This window comes from Spiroplasma eriocheiris, from assembly GCF_001029265.1.
Lineage (GTDB): Bacteria > Bacillota_I > Bacilli_A > Mycoplasmatales > Mycoplasmataceae > Spiroplasma > Spiroplasma eriocheiris.
In genome coordinates this window covers 951,375-971,537 of the sequence record NZ_CP011856.1, presented here as the reverse complement: position 1 = coordinate 971,537, position 20,163 = coordinate 951,375, and the positions used below count along the sequence as shown (strand labels likewise).

Here is a 20,163-nt window from a genome sequence, read left to right as displayed (position 1 = left end):
GAAGCAACATATTATGGCAAAACAACAACTGTTGAAACAAATTAAAGAGTTAGCAAAAGATGACAATCCAATTCGTAGTTCGATTGCAAGTGTTATTTTAGATAATTTAGACCATATTAGTAAATTATCAATTGTTGATATTGCAAAATTAAGTAATGTCTCTACTACTGTTATTCGTTTTTGCAATAGTTTAGGGTTAAGCGGATTTAAAGAATTGAAAATGGTCTTGAAGTTTTTAAGTCTGTACCATATTAGTGATGATATGTCGTATGCGATTGATAATAGTTTATTAAATCAATCAATGAAGTTTTTAAATCAATACAATGCAATTAAATACCAAGCTAGTTTAGAATTAAGCAATTTATATGAAGACTTAACAATTTATAATTTAGCTAAAATAATTAATGAACGAAAAAGAATTCATATTTTTGCTTTTTCGCTAGCTTATAAAATTGCGAGTATTTGAGCAACACGGTTGGGATGACTAAATATTCAAACTTTTTGTTTGAATGATTATAATTTAATGGAAAACCAAATTAATTTAATTCACGATGAGGATATTTGTTTGTTTATTACCCTGAGTGGACAAAATAAACAGTTAGCAAATTTTTTAGCAACTGTTGAAGAAAATACTAATAATTTACAAATCTATGTGATTATGGGTCAGTATCCAACCCAGCTCTTTAATGATGTTGAAAACAAAATTATTATTCATTGTGATGAACAACAAATCTGAGATAGTTATTCTATCACAGCTCAAACTTTAATTCAGTTTTTAGATTTAGTCTATTATGAATTATTAAATAAGGTCATCAAAAAATAAATAGAAATAGGTGAAAAGAATGAAATATAATTTTGATGAAATTGTCGATCGTAGCGAAACATATGATCGTAAATGAAATATTGAATATTTAACACAAACTTACCAGATTAATCCCCACCAAAAAATTTATTCCGCGTGGATTGGTGATACTGATTTTAAATGTCCGATTGCGGTTGTGGATGTTATTAAAAAACGAGTAGAGACTAATATTTATGGTTATAACTATGTCCCGACTCAGTTTTATCAAAGTATTATTAAATGGCACCAAGAACGCTTAAAGGTTAATCTCCAACCCTCATGAATTCATTTAACTTATGGAACTGTTGGAACTTTATATTATTTAATCCAAGAGTTTAGTAATGTGCAGGATCGGATTTTAGTGCAAACTCCTGTCTATGGTCCCTTTGGAGAAAGCATTATTGATAATAACCGCACCTTAGTTTGTAATAATTTGCTTTACCAGGATAATAGTTATCAGATTGATTTTACTGATTTTGAAAATCAAATTATTAATAACCAGGTTAAAATTTTTATTTTTTGTTCGCCCCATAATCCCGGAGGGATTGTCTGAACTAAACAAGATATTAAAAAAATGTTAAAAATTTGTCAAAAACACCAGGTGTTAGTTATTGCCGATGAGGTTCACCGTGATTTAATTATTAACCAGGAAGCAACATTTACTAGTTGTTTAGCTTTTCCTGAACATTATTCTCATTTAATAGTTTGTACTAGTCCAAATAATGCATTTAATTTTGGAGGTTTTAAAACAAGTTATATTGTGATTCCTGATGAAACATTAACAACAAGATTCTTAAATTGTATGAAAATTAACCGGGTTACTTCTCCTAATACTTTTGGGGCAATTGCTCTCATTGCTGCTTATGATAACTGTCAGGATTGGTTAGAACAGTTAAATGTGTATTTATGAAATAATTTTGTGATTGTTAAAGAATTTTTTCAAACTGAACTTCCATTTTGTAAAGTAATGCATAGTGATGCTTCTTTTTTTGCCTGAATTAATTTTGTCGAAACAGGATTAACTGCCGAGGAAATTGAAGAACTCTTTTTAAAGAAAAATATTATTCTTTCGTATGGGAAAGATTTTGTTCAAAACGGGGAATTCTTTTTTCGACTAAATTTTGGTTGCTCACAAGTATTTTTAAAAGAATTATTGCTACAAATTAAAACTGCTTTTATGGAATTAGAAGGGAAGCGATAGGATGTTAATAATTCAAGCAACTACTAGTCGTGAAAATTCAGATTATTTAACAATTATCTTTATTATTGAGAAAACAAGTAAGCAGAAAATTATTCTCCAGAATATTACCAGCGAAAACCAATCCCATATTGAATTAGTAGTTTCCTATGATTTATTAGCTGATTTATTTCATTATAAAAAAAAGCTAATTAATGTTTTAACCCAGATTTCGAATTCACAAATATTATTTGATTTTAGTTCTTTTTCATCAACACTTCCTAATTGTACGGAGTTATTAAAAACAAGTTTGAAAGCAATTTTATATGTTTTTAATCCACAAAAATGTCAATTTAAAAAAGAACTTCCGAATGTGGATTATAATCTTTTAATTTATCACTCAGCTTATCCGGACTTAGAGGATATTATTCCAACTACCCAGCGCCTTATGCAATGGGTTAATACAGCTCGGTATTTACAAGATATGCCTGCTAATTTAATGACCCCAGTTTTGTTTACTAATTTTTGAAAAGACAAGTTAAAAAATATGAAGAATTTAATAATGAAGATTTATGAAAATCAAGAATTGACAAAAATGGGATTAAATTTATTATTAGCAGTAAACCAGGGTAGTAGTCACCGTGCTTGTATGATTATCGTGGAGTATCAAGGTAATAAAACTACTAGTGAATACCAGACTGCTTTCGTTGGCAAGGTAATAACTTTTGATAGTGGTGGTTATTGTTTAAAAAGTAGTAGTGGGCAGTTAGGGATGAAATTTGATATGTCTGGGGCCGCAATTGTTTTAGCAGCCATTAGCGCATTAGCTGAGCAAGAAGTACCTGCCAATATACTTGCAGTTGCAATGTTAACGGAAAATGCAATTGGGGGTAATGCAATTTTAACTGAAAGTGTTGTTAAATCACATGCAGGTTGATATGTTGAAATTAATAACACGGATGCTGAAGGACGTCTTGTATTAGCAGATGGAATTAGTTATGCTAAACAAACTTACCAGCCAGCCACAATTATTGATGTTGCAACGTTGACTGGTTCGGTTAAAAATGCTTTGGGGGTTAACATTAGTGGGATGTTTAGCAACAATGAAAAGTTGGTGAAGAATTTTACAAAGGTTACTAAGAATACCTTAGAACCAGTTTGATGATTACCAATTCAGTTAGAAAATTATGATAATTTAACTTCTGAAATTGCTGATTTTAAAAATGCGGCCACTAACCGTGAATATGGAGTAGGAAATGGTGCCGCTTTCATTAGCAAATTCGCGGGAGAAACCCCGTGATTGCACTTAGATATTGCCGGAACTGCTGATTATCATAGTCGGGGGACTGGTGTGATGGTTGAAAGTTTAGTTGAATTTATCAAAATAAAGAATTTTTAAATAGTAATTAGCTTAATTACTATTTTTATTTGTAAAATTTACCTATTAGTTGCTAGCTGTTATTTTACTTAAGATCAAATCATAGCAATAACTGAAATTTTAAAAGTTAACATAAAAAAACAGAAAATGGTTTGTTTTTATTTTAACAATGTTATACTTAACTCAGAGAGATGCCATTGGCTTTCTCTTTTTTTATTTTTAAGGAGGTAATTAAAAAAATAATGATTAATTTGCTATCACTAACTACCAAACAAAAGATTTTAATGGAACAATTAACCAAGTTTCATCAGATCTTTATGGATCATCCGGTTAAACAAGATTATTTATTTTTAATGGATAAAATTTTTGATCCCTTTTTAAATAGCATCATAACCTTAGAATTATTAGACGATAATAAGATTTATAATTATTTAATTTTATTTTTGCAATGAACCCAAGAAATTGTTGATAATAAGATTATTTTTCTGGCTAGTAATTCATCCCCAACATTAAATTCAAATTATAATCATAAAATCCGGCGCCAAATCTTAACTAATTTAAAAATTCAAATTACGCAAACGATTCCCTATTTAAAAAAAATATTAGTAATGATGATTTAAATTATTTAGAAACGGCTTTTAATTATTCAAACTTGGTTAATTGTATTAAAAAGCTATTTTTAACCTATTATTGTGATTGAAATAAAATAATTGGGTATTTGGACCAAATGAAAAAGGAATTAAAAAATTATGATGAGGAACTTTTTAATAATAAGAATGATATTTATAGTAAATATAGCAAAAAAGTTAATGAACTTTTGAATGAAAATTATCAAAAGAAAGAACAGCAATTTTTATTGGATTTTTTCATTGAAAAGATAAAACCAGGTAATTTTGAATTGTGACTAGAGTTATGACATGATGTGATTTATGTACGCAACCGGATTACCCATTATCCGGATTCGTTAGTTATTCATAATAGCCTTAATTTTTTGAAAAAAGATGAATACATCTTAGTTTTTGTTTATATTGATTTTATCCTATTTATTTTAGAAAAATATGAGGAAGATTTTTATCAAAATACTGTGGGAACCTAAAAACAAGGTTTTCACGATTTACTTTGACTTAAACCCTAATAAAATATAAAATATATCATATAATAGAATAACGTAATAGAATAACGGATAGTTAGTAAAAAGGTGGTGCATTAATGGTTTCCTATTATACTCAGCGTATTATTAATATGAAAGAAGCTAAGTTAAAAGCCCATTTGACCCAAGATGAAAAACAACAATTTATTGATGCATTTAAAGATTTAGTAATTTTAATTAAAAAAGATTGTGTTGTTATTAAACATCAAAAATTTGGTTATGAATTGTTTAAAAGTAAATCAGATGATAAATATTGGTCCTATGCAATTACTTTTACCGAGCCAATGGATCCTGTCAAACCAATTTATAAGCACCATTGAGTTGGGAATGCTTTTGTTGGTTATGGGTTTGAAACAATTGACCAAACAATTGCGCGGACTTTTAAAATGATGGAACAAGGACCAACAGCAAATACCCAGATTCGGGATTATTTAGTAGGATGAGATGAAAAAAAAGACCGCATTATTTTAGGGTGAGAAGAAAAAGAATGATCATACCATGATTATGTTCATTTCCAAAAATGGTTTAAAAAAAATAAGGTGCGGATTATGGCAAAACAAGAGGGAGTAAAGGATACTGAAGATTATAATAAAGAAAGTAATAAAACAGCATTGACTGTGTTATTAGGTAAAATGCAAGATCCTCCGAAACGCCCTCGTTCAATGGTGACTATTATGCGCAAAACAAAAGCAACTAAAAAAGATTGGGCTAATCCAACGACAAAACGCTATATTGTTGGGTTTTTATATGTTGATTAAAAAAGAAAAGAGAAAATTATGGGGTATCGTGAAATTAATTCAAGTCAAAATGAATATATTAAAGAATTAGCTAAATTAAAGCATAATAAAATTCGTCATGTTAAACAGTTAGCCCTTATTGAAGGTTTACATTTAATTAGTAGTGCCTATGATAATAATTTATTAGTGGAGATTTTAGTAACGAAGGATAATTTACATTTAGTTAACCAATACCAAAATGTTAATATTATTATAGTAACCGACCAAATTATTAGGAAACTGTCAACAAGTGTCACGAGCCAACCAATTTTGGGAATTATTAACTTAGCCAAATATTTTAGCCATCAAAAAATTGATTACCACCAGAATGCTTTAATTCTGGAAAATATTCAAGACCCAGGGAACTTAGGAACATTATTACGGACTAGTTTCGGATTTAATTTTCCCAATGTTTTTTTAGTTCATAATGGGGTTGACTTATTTAATGATAAAGTTATCCGTGCTAGTCAAGGCGCTTTATTTTATTTGAATATTCATGTAATTTCTCACCCTGTTGCTGAATTTTTGGTCCATTTAAAAAAAGAACAATATCAAATTATTAGTACTAATCTTAGTGATAATTCAACATTTTTAGAAACAACCACTTTTGCTATCGACCAAAAATATGCCGTTTGCTTAGGCAACGAAGGTAGTGGGCTATCACCAATGATACTAGATAATAGTGATTTAAATGTTAAAATTAAAATTAATGTCAAGTTAGATTCATTAAATGTTGCTCAAGCAGGAACAATTTTAATGTATGAAATTAATAAGCAGCAGAAAGGAGAATAGTGATGTTCGCAGTTAAAACAGCATCCTATCTTACTTCAGCGGTTGATAAAAAAGACTGAATTAATGATGAGGTCAAAGAAATTTGCTTCTTAGGAAAAAGTAATGTTGGTAAATCAAGTTTTATTAATATGTTAACTAATCGTCGCCAACTCGCCAAGGTGTCCCAAACTCCGGGTAAAACAAGAATGTTAAATTTTTTTAGTATTAATAATAATCAGTTTCGAATTGTTGATGCTCCTGGTTATGGGTTTGCTAAAGTTAATAACCAGCAAAAATTAGCTTTTAGTAAAATGATGGAGAAATACTTAGCATCACGTTCTAACCTGGTTTTTGTTTGTTTATTAGTTGATTTACGACATAACCCAACAAGTGATGATATTACTATGTATGAATATTTACAGCACTATCAAATTCCAACAGTTATTATTGGGACTAAGTTAGATAAGTTAAAGAAAAATGATATTAAAAAAAATGAACAAAAAATTAAAACAATGTTAAATTTTAATCCCGCGGATTATTTTATTAAGACTTCGAGTGAAAAAAAACAAGGTTTAAAAGAGTGTTGGGAACTTTTTACAAAATTATTAAATTTATAAATTTTTTATTTTTTATTGTATAATATTACCGGTATTTATTTATCTGAGGCACGAATTCTTTTATTTGTAATTAGATAAGTACATACTAGCGTAATACAGAGAGGAAAATTATTGAATGGATAAGAAACTTACGCGGATTGTAAAATATCAACAACAACTAACTAAGTTGTCAACAGTTGAACTAAGTATTCTTGATGAACATCACTCTTATTCAGAACAAGCAATCATTGGCGCTTTTGAAGCATCAAATAAAAAGATTAATGCTAGTGTGATGAATACAATTATCAACGGAATCTTAGGTGGATTATTTATTTCGTTGGGTTACATTGTGGCATTGTTTGCGATGCAGGGTGTTAATACGACGGGAGTTAAACAATTAATTTTTGGGATTACCTTTCCAATTGGCCTAATTTTATTGACCTTTTTAGGAGGCGGATTATATACTTCTCATTGTGTCGGATTTATTAATAGTAGCATTGGTGCTGCTAGTCCGTGAAAATTTTATCGCAACTTGATGCTAGTTTTTTTAGGAAACTTTTTAGGAAGTTTATTAGCCGCTGTTGTGATTTATTTTGCCGTGGTATATGGCCATATTTTAACGGGTGATAAAGCAGTGACATTGAACACCCATGGTGATTCATGAAGTGCGGAAACAATGCAAATGATTGAACACAAAATGGGATTTGTGGGAAGTGCCCTTGCTGATGGGCTAATCCCAACTGGCCAACAAATTGGTCAAACCTTTTTAAATAATTTAATGTCGGGAATTTACTGTAATATTTTAGTCGGGGCCACTTTATATTTAACTTATTCTTCAAAAAATGCGGCCGCTTCATTTTTAGGAATTTTCTTAGCCTTGTTTGCTTTTTGCGTGGCGGGGTTCCAGCACGTTGTGGCTAATACATTTATTTTTTGAATGAATATTTTTATGGTTGGTGATCAGTTATCAGCCGCCCATGTCCTACCAGCATCTTCAGTTGGATATTTTGTGTTAGTTAATTTAATTCCTGCTTTTATTGGTAATTTTATCGGAGGGGGCTTATTAATTCCAGTTCTATGTTATTTTATTGCCCGTAAAAAAATCAATGCCGCCGCGGTTAAAGGACAAAAAAAATACTTTAGTGAACAAATTAAATTATTACAATTACAAACAGGGTTTGCTCAAATTATTAATCACGAATTTGTGTTAGATAATACCAAATTTAACCAAGCAATTCAGAATCTTGACAGTAAACCACATCGCCAATGATTTAAACGAAGCCATAAATAAAACACCAGAGTTTTTCTTGTTAAAAGGAAAATTTCCTTTTGGTAATTTTTGGCAATCTTTTGCGAGCAACTATTGCGAAAAAAGAATTATTAGGAGTATAATAAAAATAGATAGGTTTTTAAAAATTATTTGTTATTAAGTGATTACTTATAGTTAGAGATATAAACTATTAACTTAATGTGGGATTTCTGATGTGATAAAGTTATTTTCTGTTTGAAATATTGCATATTTAACAATTGTTATTTTTTTAATTTCAAAAGTAAATAATTTTGTCAAAACATTACTTTTAGTTTTATAACATATAGAGAAAAGAGGGGACAAAATAATGGGAAAAACATGATTTCCTGAGTGAGATGGTTTTACCGCTGGAAAATGAACAGATGAGGTAGACACTCGCGGATTTATTCAAAGTAACTATGTTCCATATACTGGTGATGATAGTTTTTTAGTTGGACCAACGGATGCTACCAAAAAATTATGAGATAAAGTTATGGAATTAACAAAACAAGAACGTGAAAATGGGGGAGTATTGGATGCCGATGAAGATTTACCAGCAACAATTACTTCGCATGCACCTGGTTACTTAGACAAAGACTTGGAAAAAGTAGTTGGAGTGCAAACTGAAAAACCATTTAAAAGAGCAATGATGCCAAACGGGGGAGTTCGAATGGTCCAAGCGGCTAATGAAGCGTATGGATTTAAAGTTTCCGACCGAGTGGTAGAAATTTTTACAAAATACCGTAAAACTCATAACCAAGGAGTTTTTGATGCTTATACAGAAGACATGCGTGCGTGTCGTAAGTCACATATTATTACTGGTCTTCCTGATGCTTACGGGCGGGGAAGAATTATTGGTGATTATCGTCGTTTAGCATTATATGGAGCAGATTATTTAATTGCTAAAAAAGAAGAAGACAAACGTAATACTTCATTAGTAATGACAGAAGATGTTATTCGTTTACGCGAAGAATTATCAGAACAAATTTTAGCGTTAAAAGAAATTAAAAAAATGGCCGCTTCATATGGGTTTGATGTTTCAAAACCAGCCGCTAATGCTAAAGAAGCTTTTCAATGAACATATTTAGGATACTTAGCAGCGATTAAAGAAAACAACGGAGCAGCCATGAGTTTTGGAAGAACAAGTGGTTTCTTAGATGTTTACATTGAACGGGACTTAAAAAATGGAGTCTTAACAGAAACTGATGTTCAAGAACTAGTTGACCATATGATTATGAAATTAAGAATTGTTAAATTTATGCGAACACCAGAATATAACCAATTATTCTCTGGGGATCCAATTTGGGCCACTGAATCAATTGGGGGAATGGGAATTGATGGCCGTACATTAGTTACTAAAACAGCATTCCGTTATATTCATACCTTAGCAAACATGGGACCTTCTCCCGAACCAAACTTAACAATCTTATGATCACAACATTTACCAGAAGGATTTAAAGCTTTTTGTGCTAAATACTCAATTTTATATTCATCAATGCAATATGAAAATGATGACTTAATGCGCGCAACCCACGGGGATGACTATGCAATTGCGTGTTGTGTATCACCAATGCGGGTAGGAAAACAAATGCAATTCTTCGGCGCTCGTTGTAATTTAGTAAAAACATTATTATATGCTATCAACGGGGGAATTGATGAAATCCATAAAAACCAAGTGTCACCACGCTTTGAACCTTGTCATGGCGATGAAAATACACCATTAAATTATGAAGAAGTATGAACAAAATTTGTCCAAATGGCAAAATGATTAGCGGGTGTATATTGTAACGCCTTAAATATTATTCATTATATGCATGACAAATACTTCTATGAAAGAAGTCAAATGTGTTTTATGGATACTAATGCTCACCGTTTCTTTGCCACTGGAATTGCAGGATTATCAGTCGTAACTGACTCGTTATCAGCAATTAAACATGCCAAAGTTTACCCATTAAAAGATAGCGATGGGGTGGTAACTGACTACCGCATTGAAGGGGATTTCCCAACTTATGGTAATAATGATGATCGTGCCGATGATATTGCAATTGAAGTTGTTAAAACTTTCATGAACGAAGTGCGTCGTCAACACCACTACCGTAATTCTGAACCAACAATGTCAGTACTAACTATTACTTCAAATGTGGTATATGGAAAAGTAACTGGTAATTCTCCAGATGGTCGTAAAGCTGGGGTACCATTCTCACCAGGGGCCAACCCAATGAATGGTAGAGATAAAACCGGAGCGGTAAATTCCCTAGCCTCGGTCGCTAAAATTCCATTCAAACATGCATCGGATGGTATTTCAAATACCTTTACAATTATTCCAAATGCCTTAGGAAAAGATCAAGACTTAATTATTCATGGTGATTTAAATATTAGTAGTATTGATCCCCATGATCAACATAAAAAATAGCATATAAAAAAATGAATTCTTTATGAATTCATTTTTCTTTACCGAATTGATTCTTCATCCGGATTGAATCCTGAGAATGACAAATCAATTGGTGAATCTTCCTCATATACGCTGGAACTTTCATAATTAGGTCCCGCCAGTTTGGTTTGATAAAATTTAAATTGGTTAGTAATTTCTTGTGATATTTTGGGGATGTTAAACTGTTCTTTGTAACTAAGGATAAAATCATTTATTTCAGTAAATTGGGCTTGTTCAGCATCCGTAAGTTTGAGATAAGCGGTTAGTAAATCAGCAATTTTAGTTAAATTTTTCTTTTTCTCTTTTTCTCAGCAGTTGGTAGTTTTCTTCATGATGTTTTCATTCTTTTTAATAAAATTATTAATTATACCAATTATTTTTTTCTCTTCTTTTGAGATTCGGAACTTGCCAGGAATTTTTTGAAAATTATGGTATGTTATCTTTTTCCAAATATCATTATTAATAATTTTTAACATCGCAATATTTGTGTTAGATTGAATGGTAGTAATATTTTTAACTAATTGTTCACATATTATTGGGACTATTGTTGTTGATTCTTCATCAGACCCGATTTTTTCTTTCACAATCTTAACTGCTAGTTGAAATTGGTCTTGAATTAATTTAACACTTTGGGTAAAAAATATAGAGAAAATATCATTCGGATCATCGGAAACACAGTCTCTTTGACATTTTTCCCAACTTGCTATTAACTTATTACCTTCAAAATCAGGAAATACAAAATTAGAAAACTCTGGGTATTTAGCATCATTTTTCATTAAAAGCACCTCCTTTTTGTGGATGATTAATAAAAAAACACCAACAAAATAATTGTTGGTGTTTTAAACACTCTCGGTTATTAACCTCCTTTTAAATATTATCATAATCGAGATTTTAAAAACTAAAATATTTTGTTTTTTTCCGCACTTAAAATCTTTATCATATATAATAAAAGAAACAATTAAAATTGTGGGAAAAGATATCTTGAGAAAGGATGACAAAATGTTAAATCAGTTGTTATTAGCCGAACCTTCACCGGGTTGAATTAATCCGGACAATACTCCCCATAATATTATTGCAACATATGGTGGTTGAGTCCATATGTATGCGGTATTTATTACGACCGGGATGATTTTAGCGGTTTTTGCTAGTTATATCCGTTTGAAGGCTAAGAATGTTCCCGTTGAACCGTTAATTTGAGCAGTGTTTATTATTATTCCATTTTCATTATTTGGGGCTAGTTTTTTTGGAAAATATAACGAAGATCCTAGCCAACCCTTAATTGGTTATGATGGGGGTGCACCCTTTTGATCATTATTTGCCTTTTGAAAAGCCGGAATGAGTATTCACGGAGGAGTATTATTTGGGGTTGTTGTCGGAATTATTGTCTTTGCCTTTGTCGCCCGAAAATCACGAGTTTCAATGTGAGTATATATTGACTGTATTGTGCCTAATATCTTATTAGGACAGGTATTAGGAAGATGAGGAAACTTCTTTAACCATGAATTATTAGGAGATCCTGTTTCTTATGAATCTTTAAAATGATTACCAGCTTTTATTCGGGATAATTGTTTCCAATGAGTTGGTGATCATCCTGAGTTAGTTCCTGGAACGGGGGGTATTCAGTGAAGAGCCCCAATCTTTTTATATGAATCATTCTGAAACTTTATTTTATGAGTAATCTTAACTTTTGTGGTTCCTAATTTTGGTAAAGTTTTAGGACCAAAACCATGAAAAAAAGATCCTCAAAAATATCCGTTTGATTTTAAATATAGTATTCGTCATTTCTTTAACCGAAAAATTGAAGAACCTGATAAATTAACTTGAAAAGAAGTGTGGGACAAAGCTTTTTACTATAATAATCCTACCCAAAAACAATTAGAACAAATTAAACCAAAAAAATTTAAAGAAACATCTTCTCCAACCATTAACCGTTTAAAAAAATGGTGGGTAAATGATGCGAAAGAACTAACCCGTTTAAATAACCCAGAAGGTTATTGAATTACTCGTTCGGGAGTCCAGGCTGGTTTATATTTCTTTGGTTGAAACTTAATTCGCTTTGTTCTAGAAACTCAGCGGGAAAATGGGGCAGATTTATTTGTGATGAATAACCGACCATTAGATTATGCAATGTTGTGAATGATTGCCATTTTTGGTTTACTAATGGCCGCTTATGCCCAATGATTCGCCCCAATTAAATTGCGGAAAAATGGTCATTTGTATGAGAAAGAATATGTTGATTATACTAATTTGGCAAACTGAAAATTAGAGTATTATCTTCAACACCAAATTAACTATAATCAAATTTCCCAACAGCAAGAATTAGAAACCTTAATTAAAACAAAAGTAATGACATACTTAGGATATGAAAACAAAAGTTTTGAGGAATACTTTAGTTTAAATGATTTTAAAGTTTTTAGTCACCAAGATCACATTACCAGTTTTACGTTTAAGATTATGACCCACAACCAACCATCAAATATTTTTAGTGATGAAATTAGTTGTGAAGTAGCATTAGTTTAATTATTAATAAATTGAAGGAGAAATTAATTATGAATCGCAAATATGAAAAATTATTTAGTCCCTTTACGTTTCCAAACCAGGTTACCATTAAAAATCGGATTATAATGTCGCCAATGACTACTTTTTCTGGCTTTGAAAACGGAAAATATACGTTGGATGAATTAAATTATTACCAAGCGCGAATTGAGGGAGTTGGAATGGTAATTGCTGGGTGTGCTTATGTTAACCGGAACGGAAAAGCTTTTATTGGCCAACCAGCCATTGATGATGATAAGTACATTCCTAATTTAAAAAAATTAGCTGATTTAATTCACGAGAAACATGGGGTTGCCATTATGCAACTTCACCACGGGGGGCGTGAATGTCACCGTGAGACTTTGTTATTACCAGAGCCATTATCTGCAAGTGCTGTTATTTCATTACGAGAATGAGCAATTACTCCCCGTGCTATGACATCGGAAGAAATTTTAGATACAATTGAAGATTTTGGTGCCGCAACATTACGCGCCATTAAAGCTGGTTATGATGGGGTTGAAATTCATGGGGCTAATACCTATTTATTACAACAATTTTTTTCACCTCATGCTAACCAACGGAAAGATGAATGAGGGGGAACTCTTAAAAAACGAATGAAATTTCCTTTAGCAGTCGTTGAAAAGGTGTTAGCTGTTGTGAAAGAACATAGTACCAAACCATTTATTGTTGGGTATCGGATTTCGCCCGAAGAAATTGAAAACCCAGGCATTACTTTGGAAGACACTTGTGCTTTAATGGATCACTTAGTTAAATATCCGTTAGATTATATTCACATTTCGAATTCGTGGGTATGGCGAAAAAGTTTACGAAATAAAGAAAATCCAACCCCAGTTATTAATGAAATTATCAATAGATTTCATGATAAAATTCCGTTAATTGCTGTGGGGGGTGTTAAAACTCCAGATGATGCCTTAAAAGTACTTGATAGTAACATTCCCTTAGTAGCAATGGGGCGGGAATTAATTGCAGAACCTCAATGAGTGCACAAAGTCGAAAGTGGCAATGAATTAGCAATTCGTACTAGCATCAAATTATCAGATTTAGCGGAATTACAAATTCCCCAACCATTATTAGATTTATTTATTGAAGATAATAAAAATTGAAAAATGAGTATTGAAGATTAATTTTATTTATAAAAATTATAAATAAAATTTAAAAAAAATAAAATAAAAGTGCTATAATTGTGGCAGATAGAAAGAGAGGCCAGATAAAATGCTAACAAAAGAAATGCAAAAAGATCTGCAAGAATATTTAGATGAACATGCGAAGATGCAATTTATTTGTTATAACTTAAGTACTAATGCTGATCGCTTAGGTTATCCCGGGTTTGCTCATTATTATCAAGTTCAAGCGCAAGATGAAGTTTTACATCAACGTCGTATTATGAACTTTATGATGGATCGCGATGGTACTTTTGAAATGACAAAAGTAGAACCTGTCTTTAAAGAATTAAAATCAATTAAAGAAGTTGTGGAAGAATATGCTCATCATCGTAAGCACTTTGCGGAAATTACAAATCATTTTGCGGCAAGATCCCGCGAACTAGGTGATTTAGTTACTAATAAATTCTATGATTGATTTATCATTGATTTTTATGAAGAACTAGCTGAAGTTAAAGATATCTTGGATTGAATCAACATGTCAAATGGTGATTATTACAAACTAGATCGTAAAATGGCAAAACGCGAAGAACCAGATACAAAAACAGTAATTGATCCGTTTAGTCCACATAATTAAAAAAACTGAGTAATCAGTTTTTTTAATTAGGAAATAAATAATAATTCAGAAAAATTAAACCCATTTATTTTTTTAAATTATTAGGGTATAATTTTAAAATAAAAAGGATATTTAAAAGGGGCATTTATGGAAACTAAAAATTTAGAACAATCAAAAAGTCATATGTTTGCAGCAAGTATTTTTGGTGTTACTTCGGCAATTTTTTATTCATTAACACCTTTATTTGTGTTCTTTTTTGCGGGAGATAATTCAACTAAAATTACTTATGCGATATTTTTAGCAACGATTCAAGAACTAATGTCCTTTCTGTTAGTAGCCTTTGCAACTGGATTTTTAGAATGAAAAAGTCTTATTCATAATAATCATAAATTTAAAAATTTAACTTATACTTTAGTCCTTCCTTTTGGTTATATGTGTGGAGTTGGGTTATACTCTTCCATTAAAAACCTAATTTTAAAATTAAAACATTTACGAGTATGAATTATGGCAGGCGTTGGTTTACTAGCTGGACCAATTTCAATGGCGTTATTAATGATTGCGGCGTTATTTTTAAATGATGGAACCCTAGGAAACGTTATTTTAAACACCGCTCCAATTTATTGTATGATTATTAGCCGGGTTGTTTTAAAAGAAAAAATTAACCGTTTTGGACTAGTAGGGATTTTAATAACCACCTTATTTACCTTTGGAATGTTATTTAACTACTTTTTCATGAAAGAACAAATTAATTGAAAATTAATTGCCGGAGTTTTATTATCCTTTGTTGCGGCGTTGTGTTATGCTTTTGAAGGAACTATTAGTGATTATTTTCTCCATAGTAATAAAATTCAACTATCTAACTATGAAGTGGTATCGGTAAAATCATTTATTAGTTTTTGAACAATGTTAATTATTGCGTTACCAATCGCTTCCGCCATTGACAACCAACCAGGTTACCAAGGATGAGTAGTATTTAAATCCAGCTTTGATTTATATGGGTGACAGGCAATTTTAGTGTATGTGTCAGGAATTGTAATGGGAACCGGCCGTTTGATGTATTTTGAAACTGTTAAATTATCAAACGGAACTTATGCTTTAGCAACCCAACTGACAATGTTGATTTGAACCCCAGTTTTACAAATCTTAGGAAATACCTTTATTAGTGAAATTAATGTTGATAAATTACAATGATACTATTGAGTATGATCGGCGCTCATTTTACTAGGATTAGTTATTATTACCTTTAATGAGAATTTAAATAGTTATTATAACCGTTGAAAACTAAAGCATTCAACCCAGCGAACGCTTAACAGTTCTGCCAAACCGGTGAAAAATCCGAACAAAATAATTGATAATTAAAATTACCGAATTATAACAAAGTGCTTAACCGCACTTTTTTATTATTTTGTTTTACCTTTTCTTTTTTAAATAAAATAGTAAAATATATATTGGTAGTTAAATACTATCTTATTCCACTTATTAAAAATAAAATATTTCTTTTCTTAATTAATATTAAGAAAGGAGCTATCATGCCAGTTTATGGATGAGTAATATTATTAGGGGCTTGTGCCTTAATATTTTATTTAATTGGATATTTAGTTGAAAAATATCTACGTTTTAAATTAATTAAAAATACTGAGAAAAAAATTAAAGAATCAGAACTAACTGCCAAAAAAATTATTAATGCGGCGAAAGCAGATGCAAAAGTTGAAGCCGCCCAAATTAGACAAGATGTACGCGAAGAAGTCGCACAAAAACGAGCAGAAATTTTAGAAAACGAAAATTTTTTTAAAGAACGTGAAAAGAATATTATTATAAGAGAAGAAGTATTGACGCACAAAGAGCAGGAGTTATTTTATAAAAGAGAGGAATTACAAGAGTTATTAGCTAAATATGATGGTTTAATCAATAATACAATTCAGCAATTAGAGCAAATTGCGGGGTTTTCGCAAGATCAGGCAAAAGATATTTTATTTAAAGAAATTAATGATAAATATCAAAAACAAATTGGGGAATTTTTAAAAAATGCGGAAGTAAATGCCCGATTAGCAGCAAAAGAAACAGCTGTTAATATTATTACCCAGGCAATTGAACGATATTCAGCGGATGTTGTTGTTGAAAAAACAACTGCGGTTATTAATTTAGCTGATGATAATATGAAGGGAAGAATTATTGGGAAAGATGGCAGAAATATTAAAACCTTTGAAACAACCGCGGGTGTTGATTTAATTATTGATGATACTCCTAATATTGTTCAGGTGTCTTCTTTCAATCCGATTCGGCGTGAAATTGCCAAAAAAGCCTTGGAACGGTTAATTACGGATGGTCGAATTCAACCCAATAAAATTGAAGAAGCAATTCGCTTAGAAAAAACTGATCTTGATACAACAATTTTACAAACTGGAAAAGATACTATTTCAGAGTTAGGAATTTATAATATTGATTTAGAACTAATTCGTTATATTGGAATGTTAAAATACTGCACTAGTTATGGGCAAAATGTTTTAATGCATTCGATTGAAGTCGCTAAACTAGCTGGTATTATGGCGAGCGAATTAGGACTCGATCCGGAAATCGCGATTCGCGCGGGCTTATTACATGATATTGGCAAAGCAGTTGATTTTGAAAATGAAGGTAGCCATGTAACCTTAGGGGTTCAGTTAGCAACTAAATATAAAGAAAGTCCAATTGTTATTAATGCCATTCATTCGCACCACGGTGAAGTTCCGATGGATAATCCGTACTCACCATTAGTAGCCGCTGCTGATACTTTATCAGCTGCGCGCCCTGGTGGTCGTAATAATAATGTTGAAAATTATATTAGCCGGATGAAAGAATTAGAACAAATGTGTATGGAAGTTCGGGGAGTCGCCAAAGCTTATGCTTTACAAGCAGGACGTCAAATTCGGGTAATTGTTAATCCCGAACGGACAACTGATATTCAAACCCAAAAAATTGCCTTTGATATTCGTGAAAAAATTAGTCATAATAAAATTGTCCCCGGGGATATTGTTATTACAGTAATTCGGGAATTACGCTTTATTGAAACCGTAATTTAGAAAAAATTATTAACTTAAATAATAATTTTTTCTTTTATTTTTAATAAATAAATTAAAAAAAATAGTCTGATTAAATCTTTAGTCAGATTATTTTTTTATCCTTAATCTACTATTTAAAATATCTTTAAAAAGATTTGAAATTCCATTGTTTTATGTATAATTATAAAGAGTTTGATTACATTAAAAATACTAGAGGAGTTGAAAACATGATTGGTGACTTTTTAGCTGGGAAATTGAAGAAATCAATTGAAAAAAATTTAAAAAAATCAACATTAACAGAAGAAACTGTTAAAGAAACTTTACGTGAGATTCGTTTGGCATTATTAGAGGCGGATGTTAATAATGAAGTTGTGAAAGATTTTATTAAAAATGTTGAACAAAAAGCTAAAGGCGAATATATTAGTGAAGGTTTAAATGCTTCCCAAATGATGATTAAAATTGTCCATGAAGAGTTAGTAAATATTTTTGGAAAAACTGTCAAAGAAATTTCTTTAACTTCAAAACCAACAATTATTATGATGGTTGGTTTACAAGGAAGTGGGAAAACAACAACAACCGGAAAAATTTCAAAATTATTAGAAAAAAAATATCATAAAAAACCATTATTAGTAGCTTGTGATATTTATCGTCCGGCTGCCATTGATCAGTTAAAAACATTAGGAAAAAATTTAAACATTGATGTTTTTGAAAAAGGAACACAAAACCCGGTATTAACTGCTCAGCAAGCAATTGAATATGCCAAAACTAATAAAAATGATGTTATTTTATTAGATACCGCAGGTCGTTTGCATATTGATGACGAATTAATGACCGAGTTAAAAGAAATTAAAAAAACAGTTAGTCCGGATGAAATTTTAATTGTTGTTGATGGAATGACTGGGCAAGATATTATTAATGTTGCTGAAAAATTTGATGACTTGTTAAAACTAACCGGAGTTGTTGTTACAAAATTAGATGGTGATGCCCGTGGGGGAGCAGCCTTATCAATTACCCATTTAACAAAATTACCAATTAAATTTATTGGAACCGGAGAAGGAATGAGTAATTTGCAAATTTTCTATCCCGATCGGCTGGCTGATCGGATTTTAGGAATGGGAGATGTCCAAACCTTATTTGAAAAAGCAAAAGATGTTTTAGATGAACGTGATATTAAAAAAACCATGAACCGGATGATGATGGGGCAATTTGATTTACAAGATTTATTAAACCAAATGCGCCAACTTTCCAAAATGGGTAAAATGGGAGGGATTATGAAATTAATTCCTGGAATGCCAAAAATTAGTGAAGAAAAAATTATTGAAGCTGAACGCAAATTAAAAGTTACGGAAGTATTATTATCGTCAATGACAGTTAAAGAACGAAGAGAACCACGATTATTAAAACATATCTCTCGCAAAACAAGAATTATTAAAGGTTCAGGACGTAGTGAAAAAGAATATAATGAATTAATTAACCAGTTTGAAAAAACTAAAAAACAAGTTGATGAAATGGCTAAACAAATCAAATCCGGGCGAATGCCAACAAAAGGTTTTGGTGGTTTTGGTGGTTTTAATTAAAAAATTTTCTAAGAACTTAGAAAGTTTTTTTATGGAAAAATTGCTAATTTCCCAACAATTTTTAACCAAAAACTTTTATTCTGAAAATAAATCATTATAATATTATAGAACAAGATATTTTTTGGAAAGGAACTTATTAAGATTATGGGTTTAAAATATAAAAGAGTTTTATTAAAATTATCTGGTGAAGCTTTAGGAGATCATCAAGAACCATATGATCCCCAAAAACTCCATGAAATTGCTAAACAAATTGTTACTTTGCAAAAAGAAGGTTTAGAAATTGCAATTGTTGTTGGTGGGGGTAATATTTGGCGTGGTAATCGAGCTGAAACAATTAATATGGATCCGATTAGCGCCGATTATATGGGAATGTTGGCAACAGTAATGAATGCTTTAGCATTAGAATCAGTGTTAAAATACGAAGGTAGTGACCAAGTTGTTGTTATGTCCAAAATTCAAGTTCCCGAAGTTTCGTCGCCATATTTATTTAAAAAGGCAAAATCACAATTAGAAAAAGGATTTATTGTGATTATGGCGGGGGGAACTGGTCAACCCAAATTTACAACTGATACAGCAGCGACAATCAGAGCAATTGAAATTGAAGCCGATGTTTTGCTAATGGCTAAAAATGGAGTTGATGGTATTTACGATAAGGATCCCAAAACGCATAAAGACGCCATTCGCTTTGAGAATATTAGTTTAAATGAATTACAAAACAAACAATTAAAAGTAATGGATTTAACCGCTAGTAGTTTAGCAATGGAAGATGAACTTGATATTGTTGTCTTTGATATTAATGAACCCAATAATATTTATAAAGCAGCACATGGGAGTGCTCGTTCAACATTAGTTACAGGAGGAAAGTAAA

General features: G+C 31.1%; 18 protein-coding genes. 17 read left to right on the top strand and 1 reads right to left on the bottom strand.

The features are described 5' to 3' along the window. Positions 1-13 precede the first annotated feature (13 nt). From SERIO_RS04425 to pflB, 10 genes are all read left to right on the top strand, one after another. Entirely contained in the window at positions 14-823 is an 810-nt protein-coding gene (locus SERIO_RS04425; RefSeq protein WP_047791651.1) for a MurR/RpiR family transcriptional regulator, read from the top strand. A 19-nt stretch (positions 824-842) separates the two neighbouring features. Beyond that, positions 843-2,042: a MalY/PatB family protein gene (locus tag SERIO_RS04420; RefSeq protein WP_047791650.1), complete on the top strand. Its 1,200-nt coding sequence runs from the start codon at positions 843-845 to the stop codon at positions 2,040-2,042. A 1-nt stretch (position 2,043) separates the two neighbouring features. After that, the gene (locus tag SERIO_RS04415) at positions 2,044-3,417 is read left to right on the top strand and encodes a M17 family metallopeptidase (protein WP_053040850.1); all 1,374 of its coding nucleotides are present in this window, start codon (positions 2,044-2,046) and stop codon (positions 3,415-3,417) included. A gap of 221 nt (positions 3,418-3,638) precedes the next feature. Next, entirely contained in the window at positions 3,639-4,016 is a 378-nt protein-coding gene (locus tag SERIO_RS04410; RefSeq protein ID WP_047791649.1) for a hypothetical protein, read from the top strand. A 107-nt stretch (positions 4,017-4,123) separates the two neighbouring features. After that, on the top strand, positions 4,124-4,492 hold the full coding sequence (locus tag SERIO_RS04405; protein ID WP_047791648.1) for a hypothetical protein: 369 nt from the start codon (positions 4,124-4,126) through the stop codon (positions 4,490-4,492). A 113-nt stretch (positions 4,493-4,605) separates the two neighbouring features. Next, on the top strand, positions 4,606-5,304 hold the full coding sequence (locus SERIO_RS04400; RefSeq protein ID WP_047791647.1) for a hypothetical protein: 699 nt from the start codon (positions 4,606-4,608) through the stop codon (positions 5,302-5,304). 18 nt (positions 5,305-5,322) lie between these two features. Beyond that, the gene (locus SERIO_RS04395; RefSeq protein ID WP_047791646.1) at positions 5,323-6,114 is read left to right on the top strand and encodes a TrmH family RNA methyltransferase; all 792 of its coding nucleotides are present in this window, start codon (positions 5,323-5,325) and stop codon (positions 6,112-6,114) included. A 2-nt stretch (positions 6,115-6,116) separates the two neighbouring features. Then, a complete protein-coding gene (gene yihA / locus SERIO_RS04390; RefSeq protein ID WP_047791645.1) occupies positions 6,117-6,710 on the top strand; it encodes a ribosome biogenesis GTP-binding protein YihA/YsxC in 594 nt (197 codons plus the stop codon). Between the two features lie 115 nt (positions 6,711-6,825). After that, positions 6,826-7,980 (top strand): formate/nitrite transporter family protein, encoded by a 1,155-nt coding sequence (locus tag SERIO_RS04385; RefSeq protein ID WP_047791644.1) that lies wholly within the window; start codon positions 6,826-6,828, stop codon positions 7,978-7,980. 325 nt (positions 7,981-8,305) lie between these two features. Beyond that, the gene (gene pflB, locus SERIO_RS04380) at positions 8,306-10,390 is read left to right on the top strand and encodes a formate C-acetyltransferase (protein WP_047791643.1); all 2,085 of its coding nucleotides are present in this window, start codon (positions 8,306-8,308) and stop codon (positions 10,388-10,390) included. 38 nt (positions 10,391-10,428) lie between these two features. Here pflB and SERIO_RS04375 read toward each other — a convergent pair whose 3' ends face one another. Continuing rightward, positions 10,429-11,184: a hypothetical protein gene (locus SERIO_RS04375; RefSeq protein WP_047791642.1), complete on the bottom strand. Its 756-nt coding sequence runs from the start codon at positions 11,182-11,184 to the stop codon at positions 10,429-10,431. A gap of 223 nt (positions 11,185-11,407) precedes the next feature. On the opposite strand from SERIO_RS04375, the gene SERIO_RS04370 reads away from it, so the two are divergent. The 7 genes from SERIO_RS04370 (at position 11,408) to pyrH (ending at position 20,162) form a co-directional block, all read left to right on the top strand. Further along, the gene (locus SERIO_RS04370; protein WP_053040849.1) at positions 11,408-12,928 is read left to right on the top strand and encodes a prolipoprotein diacylglyceryl transferase; all 1,521 of its coding nucleotides are present in this window, start codon (positions 11,408-11,410) and stop codon (positions 12,926-12,928) included. Positions 12,929-12,957: 29 nt separating this feature from the next. After that, positions 12,958-14,088, top strand: a complete 1,131-nt coding sequence (locus tag SERIO_RS04365; RefSeq protein WP_047791641.1) for an NADH-dependent flavin oxidoreductase — start codon at positions 12,958-12,960, stop codon at positions 14,086-14,088. Positions 14,089-14,176: 88 nt separating this feature from the next. Next, positions 14,177-14,701: a ferritin-like domain-containing protein gene (locus SERIO_RS04360; RefSeq protein ID WP_047791640.1), complete on the top strand. Its 525-nt coding sequence runs from the start codon at positions 14,177-14,179 to the stop codon at positions 14,699-14,701. Between the two features lie 126 nt (positions 14,702-14,827). Then, a complete protein-coding gene (locus SERIO_RS04355) occupies positions 14,828-16,039 on the top strand; it encodes a DMT family transporter (RefSeq protein ID WP_047791639.1) in 1,212 nt (403 codons plus the stop codon). Positions 16,040-16,209: 170 nt separating this feature from the next. Further along, the gene (rny, locus tag SERIO_RS04350) at positions 16,210-17,739 is read left to right on the top strand and encodes a ribonuclease Y (protein WP_047791638.1); all 1,530 of its coding nucleotides are present in this window, start codon (positions 16,210-16,212) and stop codon (positions 17,737-17,739) included. A 206-nt stretch (positions 17,740-17,945) separates the two neighbouring features. Continuing rightward, a complete protein-coding gene (gene ffh, locus SERIO_RS04345; RefSeq protein ID WP_047791637.1) occupies positions 17,946-19,295 on the top strand; it encodes a signal recognition particle protein in 1,350 nt (449 codons plus the stop codon). Between the two features lie 144 nt (positions 19,296-19,439). Further along, entirely contained in the window at positions 19,440-20,162 is a 723-nt protein-coding gene (gene pyrH / locus SERIO_RS04340) for a UMP kinase (protein WP_047791636.1), read from the top strand. The last annotated feature ends 1 nt before the right edge of the window (position 20,163 follow it).